Origin of the sequence: Xanthomonas bromi, assembly GCF_900092025.1 — a bacterium.
Lineage (GTDB): Bacteria > Pseudomonadota > Gammaproteobacteria > Xanthomonadales > Xanthomonadaceae > Xanthomonas > Xanthomonas bromi.
This window is the reverse complement of sequence record NZ_FLTX01000061.1, coordinates 36,609-49,713: the sequence shown is the minus strand read 5'-3', so window position 1 is coordinate 49,713 and position 13,105 is coordinate 36,609. Positions and strand designations below refer to the sequence as shown.

2 protein-coding genes are annotated in these 13,105 nt (G+C 63.8%); both read right to left on the bottom strand.

Annotated elements, in window-relative coordinates; translation table 11 throughout:
• The coding region (locus XBLMG947_RS23390) for a hemagglutinin repeat-containing protein (RefSeq protein ID WP_245228249.1) at positions 1-12,306 on the bottom strand (12,306 nt) is incomplete at its 3' end.
• Positions 12,264-13,067 (bottom strand): filamentous hemagglutinin N-terminal domain-containing protein, encoded by an 804-nt coding sequence (locus XBLMG947_RS24245; RefSeq protein WP_245228248.1) that lies wholly within the window; start codon positions 13,065-13,067, stop codon positions 12,264-12,266. The genes XBLMG947_RS23390 and XBLMG947_RS24245, both read right to left, overlap by 43 nt.
• Positions 13,068-13,105 lie beyond the last annotated feature (38 nt).

The following is a 13,105-nucleotide window of genomic DNA, read 5'->3' as shown; positions in this document are numbered from 1 at the left end:
GCTCGCCATAGAGGCGCCTGCCTGCGCGTCACCGGCAAGAAGGCCACCGGCGGCACCGAACAGAGCGGCCATGCCGCTCACAAGCGCCGATTCGACTTCACTACCGGGACTAATGCCATTACGTTGCAAAGCCTCGGCAAATCTAGAGAGTGCATTCTCGCTAACAAGCACGCCACCTGCGGCTGCCAATACGTTACCGCCAGATGCCGCTGCTGCGAGCGCACCGGCAGCAACTTGCGTGATTTGCTTAGCAGTTCCTTTGTCGTTCCAGCTCGTCAAATTTTGCTTGGCATCTACCAATCGACCACGGGCTTCGGCCGCCGCCGCTGCGTCACCATCACGCTCGGCGACAGACAAATCATTCATCGCTTGGTCTGCAGCTGCTGCTGCCTGCCCCCGCTTGTAGGCAATTAGTTCTTTGGCAGACCGCAACGCAACTTCGCCAGCTGCCTGAGCAAGCTCTTGCTGCTCGGCAAGTTTTTGTTCGTCAAAAATCTCCTTCAGGCCAGACTGCTGCAACTCGGTCGCACCACGATCCAATCCTGCCAGCGCAGATGCGTCTCCGTTGCGGATCTGGATCGAGCCGGCGGCGATGTCGCTCTTGGTCGTGCTGCTCGAGCTGTCGCTGGCATTGCCCAACATGCTCAACCCGGCACCAACGGCTACGCTGGCCATGCTGCTACCCGTGCCGCCAGCCACCGATACGCCGCTGGTCTTGTACTCGGCTTTGTTCTGCAGGTCCTCGACCGTCAGGCTGTCGGTAGACAGCCGATTGAGGCTGGAATCGGCTGCACTGGCAATTGCGCCACCCACCAACTTCGTCTTGCCGCCCACCGTGATGTCGAAGCCGCCATTGCCAGCCTGGATGCCGCTCTGTTCGGTCACGCTGGTGTAGCTGCTATTGACCTTCTGTTCGCTGTAGCTGCCGCCGCTTCCCGAGCCAGTCGCCAGGGTCAGGCTAGCCTGTTGCTGCTTGCTCTTGTACTCGTTGGTGTCCTGCTCGCTCTTGATCAGCAGATCACCGCCGACATTGGCTAGCACCTTGTTGCCGATGGCTTGTGCGCCTTGGATTGTGGTGTCGTTGCCGCTGACCAGGGTCAAAGTGTCGTTGGCCGTTATGACGCTTTCCGTGCGTAGATCGCTGTTGCCCTTGGCGCTGCCCTTGCCCGCTGACACCGACAGGTAATAGCCGGTGACTGCACCAACACTGATGCCGATCTCTCCACCTGCATTCTTGTTCTCGGACTTGGTTGTATTGGTTTCTTTGTTACTCAGCAGGTTCAAATTGTTTGCCGCAGCCAAGGCCACGTTTTCGCCGGAAATCTTGCTTCCGATGAGATTGAGATCGCCACCGGTCGCGGCAATGGTGACGTCGCCATTGCTGAGGATGCGGCTACCACCGTTGGTCTCTTCATGTGTGCTTGTCTTACTCGACGAACTGCTGGCACCGATGCCAAGGCGCAAGCTCACCCCCGTCGCATTGGCGGCACCTTGCGCACCATCGGCTGCGGCGGCGCCTGTCTTTGTCATGTTTCCGGCAACCGCTTGGCCGTCGTAGCCCTTCAGGCCATTGCCGACCAGCCCCACGGTGTCGCTGACCGCATAGCCTGCCTTGGCGGCATAGAGCGCCTTCAGGCGATCGTCTTCGACCTCCGAGCCCCGCTTGACTGCGCCGTAGATCGCCTGCGCGGCGTCTACAGCCCCACCGGTCAATCCCAACGTAATGCCGGCGCTCTGCTGCTTAGACGTCTGCACCGTATCCACGGTATTTTCCGCCGCGGCAATCGTGACCTCCTTACCCACGATGGTGGTGCTGGTGGCGCTCAGTACATCGCTACCGGTGATGGACACCTTGTTGCCAGCAGTCATCGTCACCGCGCCGTCGGTACTGCCGACCAGACTGCCGGTATTGGTGACCTCGGTGACGTCCAGACCATCGGTGTTCTTTGTGACGCCCAGGGCGACGCTGAATCCGCCACCGCCGTAAAGACCAGACTTCTTGACGGTCTTCTCATGCTCTTCGCTACGTGTGTTCTGCACCGTATCCAGCATGAGGTTGTTGCCAGCGGCCAGTACCACATCGCCAGTGCCAGCGACCTGCGCGCCCTGCGACAGCAGATCGTTACCCGCCGCAATCTGCACCGTGTCGCCACTGAGCGTGGTGGTGACCGCCACGTTGTCCTGCCACTCATCATGCGTGGTGGTCATCTTGCTGCTGAACGTACCCTTCTTCTTCTTGGTCATGTCCTGCACGGCGTCGTGCTGCTCGCTCGCTGCGAACAGGTTGACGTCGTTGCCGGCGGCCAGGGTGATGCCGCCGTCCTTGGTGGCAGCCGATGCGGCGGTGAGAGTGATGTCGTTGCCCGCCTGCATAGCGAGGTTGCCGCCGGCGGTGAACTCGGTGCCGTGGACGGTTTCGTCGCTGGTGCTGATGGTCTGCTTGAAGCGCTTGCGCGTTTCCTCCGTGGTGCTGGTATCGACCGTGGTCAACGTGCTGGCATTGATGTCGTTGCCAGCGCTGATTCCTAGGCCCTTACCGGCGTCCAGCTTGGCAGCAACCAAGTTCACGTCGTTACCGGCGCTGAAGATCAAGTTGCCGCCGGCGGTGAGCGCTTGCTGGTCGATGCTCTGGGTGGTCATGGTGGTGCTGACGCGGGTCTTGCCGTTGCGCGAGTTGTAGCTGTTGGTCTCGCTGTCGTTGAGCACCGACTCGACGTTGAGGTTGTTGCCCGCTGCAGCGATCAGATCACCGCCGGCCTTGACCTCGGCCTGGCGGATGGTCAGATCGTTGCCGGCGGCCAGCTGCAGGCTGTCGCCGGTGCTGATGCTGGTGCTGGTGGCAACCTTGCCGTCCAGACCGGTGGTCGGGGTCAGCGACAGGTTGTTGCCTGCGTGCAGGGCTGCACTGCCGCCGGCCGCGACGGTCACGCCATGCAGTTGCAGGTCATTGCCTGCGGAGACGATCAGGTCCTTGCCCGTGGTTACCGACACGGCGTCGCCGCCGCGCAGCAGGCCGTTGTCGTCGCGCAAGGTGCTGGGCGTGAGGCTGAGATTGTTGCCTGCGATTAGCGCCGCACTGCCGCCGGCATGCACGCGGGTGCCGGTCAACGTCATGTCGTTGCCGGCCATCAGTTGCAGCGTGTTGCTGGCCGTGATGCCCGACAGGATGCCGACACCGTTGATGGCCTTGGCCGCTTCGCTGACCAGGTTGTTGCCGGCCACCAATGCGACATCGCGGCCCTGGATCTGGCCCTGATTGAGCAGGTCGTTACGCGCTTCCAGCGCCACGCTGCCAGTACCGCTGATGCGGCCCTGGTTGAGCAGATTGCCGGCGGTGACGCTGACATCGGCACCGGCGATGACGCCCTGGTTGCTCATGGCGTTGGTGGCATTGAGCTCGACATTGCCACCAGCAATCAAGGCGCCATTGCCGCGCAACTGCAGCGAGTTGGAGGCCAGGTAGACCACCGGCACCAATACCTTCTGGCCCTGGTAGTCCTGCTCCACCATCCACACGATGTCCTGCGTGAGCGCAGCCGCCTGCGCGGCGGTGAGGCCGACGCCCATGCTCAATTGCAGCTGGCCTGCAGCAGCCACGCCGTATTCCAGCAAGGCGCGGTATTGCGCCACGCCGTCGGCGTAGTTGCCCAGATAGCGACGGCCGGTGAGCTGGGTGATCTGATCCAGCACCAGGCGCTGCTCATAGAAGCCGTCGCCCAGGCGGGTCTGGGTCCATTCCGGGTCTACGCCCAGCTTGTCCAGCAGGAAGTCGCTGCTGATGAAGTTGTCGTAGTTGACGAAGCGTGGGTCAGTCTCGATCAGGTAGCGACGGCCCGGGCCGTTGCTGCGCCAGGCGTTGATGCCACCAAGGCCGGTTGCCGCGCGCCCCATCGCCGTGCGATCGGTGGCCATGCCATTGGACAGGCGATACAGACCACCGATGGGCAGATCGATCTGCGTCAGCGAGGTCTGGCCACCGCCAACGATATTGGTGACTGGAATGGTGGCGGGGTCGACTTGCCTGCGGGTTTCGTTCGCGCCTGCGGTGACACCGGTACCAGCTGCGGTGGTTTGCACATTCGTCTGATCGACGGTGCTGCGCACCAGGCCACTGTCGTTGGACATGACCGGTGCGACCGACATCTTGACGATGCCGCCCGACGTAGCAAGCGTGGCGTCCTGGGTGTTGGCGCCAACTTGAGTGCCTGCGCTGCCGCTGGTGGCGGTGGCGGTGGCAACACGGATGCTGCTCGCGCCGCCATTGGTACGACCGACGACGGTCTGGCCGCCGACGCTTCCAGCAATCTGCCTGCCACGGCCGCTGAGTCCAGCCTGACCGCCGACTGCGACAAGCGACGCGCCGCTGACCGCTCGCCCATCGCTTCCGACAGCACCATTACTGATATTGGCGCCATTGATGCTGACGCCTTGGCCGCCGGTCATGCTGGCGCCTAGCGCCAGGTAGCTGTTGTCCAATGTGCCGGATCCGACAACGCGCGCGTCCTCTTCCCAATAGCACGGAAGATTTTGACCGGGACGATGCATACAGTCGCCATTGATCGGCATGGCCCTGTATTCGGTGTCCGTATAGTCGACAACTTGCCTTAGCGCCAGCGATTGATTGAGTACGTCGTCACTGCTGGAAAGCATCGCGTCAGACAAACGAGCAACGCCGCGTTGATTCAACAGTAGCGCCCCACCGGCCGCGATGGTGGACCCATTGTTCGTCACGTATCCGGACAGCGCGACATTCCCACCAGCAGCGATGCGCCCTTCCGCACTGGCAGCAATGAGTTGTTCGCGCTCGCGCACGCTGTAAGATCGATAGAGCCCAGGTTGATGTCCTGTATAGCGAATACCCATGACAGTCGCCCCTGGGCTGGGATCACGCCGAATCACATCTTCAGGCATCGCTAAATTTGCAGAGAAACGTTCGGCGTCAGTCAACGGGCCGGTCCTAGCATTTACCACCCGCCGCCGATTATTGATCTGACTCGCCGCAATCAAAACACTCCCATCGGCCTCAATACTGCCAGACAGGTTATTCACCGCACCAGTCCGCGACACCAATGTGCCGGCACCGTCTTGCGCGCCACCGATCGCGATATCACCCAGGCTGAAGATGCGGGCGTCGCGATTGAGCAGCTGATCGCGCACGATCAGCTTCATGTTGCCGGTGGAGCCGAGCAATGCCGAACCGTAGGCAGCGTTATCGGTTGCACCACCGAAATCGGCACCGTTGACCAAGGTTCCGGTATTCACCGAGACATTGCCGCCGACGATGCTGCCGGTGTTGTAGACGCTGTTGGCGACGAGCGATAACGCGCCGTTGCCGGAAATACTGCCGGCGTTGTCGATGACATTGCCGCCATTGAGACGGGTATCGTTGGACAGGATATTGGCGCCGGCGCGGTTGGTAATGCTGCTGGCGATGATATCCAGGGTCCGCGCAGCCTTGAGCGTGGACTCGTTGACCAGGTTGCCGCCCACGCGCAGGTTGAAATTGCCATTGCTGACCAGGTCGGCGCTGGCGCGGTGCGTGTAGTCGCTACGCAGGGTCAGATCCAGCAGGTTCTGCGCGAGAATGCTGCCGCCTCCGTCGAAACCCACCGTGTCGATGACCACATCGCCGGTGCCGCCGGTCACGCTGCCGGCACCGATCTGGCCGCCGGCATTGCTCAGGTTTTGCAGATTCAAGCGGACCGATTGCTCGGCCTTGATCTTGCCGTTCCGGTTGTCGAGCGTGGCGCCTGCGCGCTGCAACAGGAAGTTGGCGCCAGCGTAGACGTTGCCGCCTTGATTGTTCAGCGCATTGGTATTGGCGATCAGGTCGCCGCCTGCCACCAGCTGGCCGCCATTGTTGGCGATGCTGGCCGCATCGATCACCACACTGCCGCGACCACCCAGATTGCCGCTGGTGTTGGTCAATCCGCCGCCGGTGGTGATGCGTATCAGGCCGCCGCCGTTGTTGACGATGCTGCCCTGGGTGTTGTCGATCCGTCCACCGGATGCAGTCAAGGTGTTGCCGGCATCGAGCTGGCCGCCGCTATTGAGCAGTGCACCGGTGACCGCAACGTTCAGATCACGACCGGCGCTGAGCTTGCCGCTCTGATGATTATCGAGTTGGCCACGCGCGGTGATGCTGAGGTCGCGACCGGCCTGCAGATTGCCGCTGGCGCTGCTGATGTTTTCTGCAATGATCACTGCATCGGTGCTGGCGCCAACCGTGCCATTGCCATTGTCCAGACCGCGGTTCAATTCCACGCGCAGACCACCGCCCACGCCCGCATTGGCAACCGCCTGCACGGTACCGCCAGCATTGCTGAGGCTGTCGGCGCGCAAGGTCAGCGCACCACCGCTGGCCTGCAGCAGCCCGTTACGGTTATCGACCGCGCCGCTGTTTTGCACGTTCAATGTGCGTGCCGACACCGACCCGGACAGATTGTTGAGACTGGCCGCCGTCACCCCTGCATCGCCTGCCGCAGCGATGGCGCCATTCTGGTTATTCAAGGCGCCGCTGGCGCCCAGGCTCAGCTGACCCTGCGTCAGAAGGCGTCCGCCGCTGTTGCCGAATGCGCCGCGGCTGGTCACCGACAGCGTGCCAGTGCCGGCATGTTCGATGCGGCCCTGCGCATTTTCAATGCTGGCAGCGGTGATGGTCAGATCCTGACCGTTGCTGGCAAGCGTGCCGGCGGTGTTATCGATGGCGCCACCAATGGCGACGCGGGTCAGGCCAGCGCCGCTTTGCACCAAGCGTCCGCCGACATTACCCAGGCTTCCGCCGTCGATGCTCAACTGATTGGCCTGCAATTGCCCGCCGACGCTGTTGAGACGGCCATTGTCGATGCTGCCCCCGGCCTGCACGGTGAGCGTGCCGCCAACGAGCAGATTGCCGCCACGATGATCGAGGTTACCGCCGGTGGTCAGCGCCGCATTGCCGGTGGCACGCGTGCTGCTGCCAGCCAATTGCAGCTGACTGCCCTGCGCGGTGAAGTTGCCGCCTGCCAGCACGGTGCCGGAGGCAGTGAGCTGACGGTCGGCAATCAGGCTGAGCGTACTTCCGCTGCCAAGGTTGCCGTCTGCGTTGATGCCGGCACCCACCGTGCCGGTGATGCCGATCTCGCCTGCGCGCAGACTCAGATTGCCCGCCGCCGTGGTCTGCCCGGCATTTTCGATCCGCCCGCCTTGCACGCCGATCGTTGTCCCGCTGACAGTGCCCTGCTGGCGCACGACCGCATCGCTGACGAGCGTGAGTTGCTGGCCCGCGACCTGGCCGGCAACCGTCAGGTCGCGTTTGGAACGCAGGTCGAGTGTGCTGGCTGCGCTCAGATTGCCGCTCTGCGTCAGCGTGCCATCGGCCTGTGCCGTCAGCGCGCCTGCCGACGCCAGGCGACCATCGAGCTGCAGGTTGCCGCGACTGATCAACGCCACATCGCCTCGCTCGCTACCTAACTGACCACTGCTGCTCAGTTGCCCGGCCTCCACACGCAAGCCGTTGCCGCCGATCAGATCGCCACGGTTATCCACGGCACCACTGACGGTGACGCCAAGCCGCTGCAGGCCATACGCCTGACCGGTCTGACGCAGCGAGCCGACACCGAGCGAGAGTTGGTTGCCAGCGCGCACGGCGCCGGCGTTGTCGAGCAGGCCAGCGATGGACAGCGTGGCGTCGCTTTGCGCGATCAGCACGCCCGTGCCGGTGTTGGTTGCACTGGCTGCAGTCACAGTCAAGCCACTACCGGCCACGACCTGTGCGGCATTGGTCAACGCACCGGTTGCGCTCAGCACCGCGTTGCGGTCTGCCTGCACCACGCCGGCAACCGCCAGCTCGCCGGTGCTGCGTAGAGTGACATCGGTGGCCGCATCGAGTGCGCCACGGCTATCGATCGCCGCTGCATCCAAACTGATCGCAGCGCCGCTTTGCAGCACTGCAGATTGCCCGGTCCCAATCTGCGCGCCGCGCAAGTTTGCATTCGCCATGGACACCGCTTGACCGTTCAAGGTCAGTGCGCGTTGCGCCTGCAGATCCAGCTGCGATGCCGATTGCAACGTGCCTGCGGCAGTGAGATCGCGCCCGGCCTGCAGCGCAATGGACTGCGCCTTGAGCGAACCGGCCTGCTGCAGATCGCCGCCTGCGGTAGCTTGCAATGTGGTTGCTGCTGCGACCACGCCCTGCAAGGTCATCTCGCCCTGGCTGGTCAAGGTCACGTTCGCGGCTTCGCTGCCGAGCTGGCCGCTGCTACGCAACGTGCCCGCACCCGCCAGCAACGCATCCCTGGCAATGAGACTGCCGCGGTTGTCCAGCGTGCCGGTGACCGTGGCGGTCAGCGCCTTGCCGGCGACGGCAGTACCGCTCTGATCCATGCTGGCTGCGGTGATACGCAGATCGCCACCGCTCTGCAGGCTGCCGGCGTTCTGCAGTGCACCTGTCGCCAGCGTGACGCCATCTGCTGCTGCAAGTGCGCCAGCTGCAGCGTTGTTGATCGAACCTGCCTGTAGCGAGAGGTCACGGCCCGCGAAGACCTGGCCGACGTTATCGAGTGCACCGCTGGCGCTCAAGACGACGTCGCGGTTGGCTTGCGCAACACCGGCCAGGGCAAGATCGCCCGTGCTGCGTACTGCAAGATCCGTTCCGGCATCCAGCGTGCCACGACTATCGATTGCCGCACCGTCCAGGGTGATGGCGCCACCGCTTTTCAGCACCGCATCGCGACCGGTCGCGATGCTGTTGCCATACAGGGCCACATCGGTGCCGGCCTGGGCGTGGCCGTTCAAGCTCAGCGCATACTGTGCCTGCAAGTCCAGCGTGGACGCCGATTGCAGCGTACCGCCGACAACGAGATCGCGGCCAGCCTGTAGCGCAACGGTCTGCGCACTGAGCGTGCCTGCTTGTGAAAGATCGCCACCGGCAGTGGCTTGCAACGTGGTCGCGGCAGACACCAGGCCTTGCAACGCAATGTCGTTCTGGCTGGTCAGTGTCAGCGCGCCGGTCACCGAGCCGAGCTGGCCACGACTGACAATGTTGCCGGCAGTGATGCTCAACGCTTTGCCGGAAATCAACTGACCTGCATTTTCGAACGCACCTGTGGAAGCAATCGACAGCGCATCGCCGCTATAGACACGACCGTGCTGCAGCAGCGACCCGGACGTCAGCGACAGTGCGTGCTCTCCATGCAGGCTACCGCGGTTGTCCAGTACCCCGGCAACATCGACACGCAGATCGCGCTTGGCGCCCAGGATTGCGTCGGACGTATTCGTGGCACTGGCAGCCTGCACGCTCAGATCGCGCGCGGCGATCACTTGAGCACCGTTGTTCAAGTCACCTGTCGCGGTCAGCGCAATGTCGCGCCCGGCCTGCGCCAGGCCGCCCAGTGTCAGATCGCCCGCACTGCGGAGAGTCAAATCGCCAGCTGCATCGAGCGCGCCACGGCTATCGATGGTGTTGCCCGCCAAGGTGATCGCCGCACCGCTCTGCAGCACCGCCGCAGAGCCGGTCGTGATGGTTGCGCCATTGAGCGTGGCATCTGCAGAACTGGATGCCTGACCGTTCAATGCAAGCGTGCGTTGTGCCTGCAGATCCAGCGTGGATGCGGACTGCAGGCTGCCATTGGCAGTAAGATCTTGCCCGGCCTGCAACGCAATCGCCTGCGCCTTGAGCGAGCCGGCTTGCTGCAGATCGCCGCCGGCCGATACCTGCAATGCAGTCGCGGCGGCGACCACACCTTCCAGTTGCATCGCGCCCTGGCTGCTCAACGCGACATTGGCCAGCTCGCTTCCCAATTGGCCGCTACTGCGCAACGTGCCCGCATCGATCTGCAGCGTGTCCTTGGCGATCAGATTGCCGCGATGCTCCAGTGTGCCGGCGATCGTACCGCGCAGGGTCTTGCCGGCAGATGCACTACCGCTCTGATCGATGCTTGCCGCAGTCATCTGCAGGTCGCCGGCGGCCTGCACGCGGCCGGCATTACTCAACTGTGTCGCGGTGGTGAGCGCTACATCTCCATTGCCTGCGAGTACGCCTGCGGCGGTGTTTTCAATACGTTGCGCCTGCGCAGTCAAGCTGCGCCCCGCAAAGACCTGCGCTGCATTGGTCAGCGCCCCTGCAGCCGTCAGCGCGACATCGCCGCCGCCCTGTGCAATGCCTGCCAGCGTCAGCTCGCCCAAGCTGCGCACGCGCAGATCGCTGCCTGCATCGAGCTTGCCGCGGCTATCGATCGTTGCGCCATCCAGCGCGATCGCACCGATACCCTGAAGGACCGCATCCTGGCTTGTGGTCAGCGTGGCGGCGCGCATGCTGATGTCGCCAGCGGCCTGGCCTTGCGCAGCGAAGGTCAATGCACGCTGTGCCTGTAGGTCCAGCGTCGAGGCAGATTGCAGCGTGCCGCTCGCGGTGAGGTCGCGGCCCGCACGCAGCACTACCGATTGCGCCTTCAGCGAGCCGGCCTGCTGGAGATCGCCAGCGGCGGTGGCCTGCAGGGCGGTTGCGGCGGCCACCACGCCTTGCAGCGCGATATCGCCCCGGCTGCCCAGCACGACGCCTGCGGCTTCACTGCCGAGCTGGCCGCTGCTGCGCACATCGCCGGCATCGATCTGCAGCCCATTGCGGGCCACCACATTGCCGGTATTGTCGAACGTGCCAGCAATCGTTGCCGAAAGTGTATTGCCTGAGCTGACGCTCCCGTTCTGAGTCAACGCATCGGCAGTGATCTGCAGTGCGTTGGCCGCGTACAGGCTGCCTGCGTTTTCAAGCGCGCCGCCGATCCGCAGCTGCGCATCGGAATCAGAAGAGAACGCCGCGCCCTGCGCGTTGCGCAGAATGGCTGCATCGACCTGCAGTGGGCCGGCTGCAATCACCTTTGCACGATTGTCCAGTGCGCCGGCCGCTTGCAAGGTAGTACTGCCCGCGCTCTGCACGGTTCCATTCAATGCCAGCGTGCCAGCGCTGGCGATGCGCAGGTCGCCGCCCGCATCGATCACACCGTCATGCGCGACACTGACCCCACGCAGTTGCAACGCGCCATCGCTGTGCAGTTGCCCGCGCTGGCGCAATGCGCCACCGGCCTGCAACTCGAGCGCACCTGCCGAACGCAGGGTGGCATCGGTTGCAAGCTCACCTGCTGCGGCAACGCTCAGCGGGCCACGCGTGCTCTGCAGCGTGCCGGAGAGGCTGGCGTCGCCGCCGCTACGAAGGCTGACGCTAGCCGCATTCACAGCGCCCGACATCTGGGCACCGCTTGCGGCATCCAATGCTAATGCGCCACCTGCAACGGCATTGCCGCTCAGGCGCAGATTGCCGCGACTGCGTAACGTGGCATCGCCACGCTGGCCGCCGATATCGCCCCAGCTCTCCAGCTGCGCTGCGTCCGCGCTCAATGCATTGCCTGCGACAATGGTGCCGCTATTGACCAATTCGCCGGCAACCGCCAGCTGCGCATCGCGTGCCGCAGACAGGCTAACCGCCGTGCTGACGTTGGCGGCCTGCAGCCGCAGATCGCGGCCGGCATACGCATTACCCGCGTTGTTGACTGCACCGGCACTGCGCAGGTCCAGATCGTTGCCTGCAGACACCGCGGCGCGCTGTGCGATGTCGATCGACGCTGCGTTCAAGGCCAGCACATCGGCCGCGATCAGCTGCCCTTGCAGCTCCAGGCGGCCACCCGCCTGCACATCTGCGCCCTGCCCGGCCTGCGCCAATCCAGCCAGGCGCACATTGCCATTGCCGTTGATCCGCAGCGCAGTTGCCGCATCCAGCGTGCCGAGTGCATCGATGGTATTGGCGTCTAGCGCAATGGCCGCCCCACTCTGCAAGGTGCCTGACAACGCAATCTGCGCCGCGCGCACATTGGCGCCTGCCCCGCCGTAGGCGGCACCGCCGCTACGAAATAGCCCATCGGCGCCCAGCTCCAGCGCACCGGTGGTGTGCAAGCTGCCATCGGCATTCAATTGCGAGCCCAACAGACGGATCGACCCAGCACTGCTGCGGCCAGCATGATTCACCACGCCACCGGCTTGCGCATCCAGCGCACCGGCGGCGACCAAGTCGCCCGCAAGCGTCATGCTTGCCGCACGCAGACGCACGTCGCCTTGTTGCGAACCAAGCACGCCACGCTGGTCCAGCGCGCCAGTGGCACGGACATTCACACCATCGCGTGCCACGGTGGTTCCGCTCAGGCTCACTTGCCCGGCGCTGTCGATCAGCAGGTCGCCACTTTGCGCGGCCAATGTTCCACGGCTCACCACGCCGACACCGGCCTCGGTGGCGATCAGGCGAATACGGTCGGCATACATGCCCCCCAACTGCGCCACGTCGATACCGATTGCAGGAGCGGCACCGTCGGTACCTGGCAGACATCCAGCAACATGCCGTCGTAATTGACGCGCCCGGTGCCGGCAACAGCCACCAGCTCCTTGGTCCAGATCGCGCCATCCACGCTGAGCTGGCGCGACAGCAAATCCAATCGATCCACGTTGAACGCGTCCAGGCCATTGCGGCCGATGCTCAGCGCACCACCGGTGATGCTGAAACCGTTCAACGCACCATCGCTACCCAGGGTCGGCGTGCCGGTGGTCAGGGTCACGCGCGAGGTGTTGAGGAACCCGCAGCCATCGCAGGAAATGCCGTTGGGATTGGCGATCACCAGCGGCGCTTTGGTACCGGCGATTTCGGTATAACCCTGCAGGCGGCTGCTGGCCGAGGTGATCTCGTTGAGGATGAGCGACGCGGCACCGCTGCGCTGCAGGTTGTTGTTGCCGGCAACGTAGCCGCCCAGCTCGGTCTTGGAGATCTGCGCGCTGTTGTTGAGGATCAACCCATTCGGGCCGACATTGAAATTGCTGTAGCGGTTGTGCGAAATGCCGCGTGCATTGGGCGCGACGATGTCCACCACCGGCACACCATTGGCAGCGACCTGCTGGCCGGGCGTTTGCCCTCCAGGGTTAGCGGTTGGCGCAACCTGCGCCCATGCCGGAAACGATGTCCAGGTGATCGTGCAGCACAGCAACAGTGCAAGCGCACGCTTGCCCTGCTCGGCCAGATAACCACGCATGCTCATCGTTTCGTTGTCCATCGTTTCTCTCTCGCCGCTTATTGGCGTCATCAATCAAC

What these genes read in the sequence shown, in the direction of transcription:
- XBLMG947_RS24245 (WP_245228248.1), bottom strand. Translation starts at nt 13,067, where the DNA reads ATGGACAACGAAACGATGAGCATGCGTGGTTATCTGGCCGAGCAGGGC.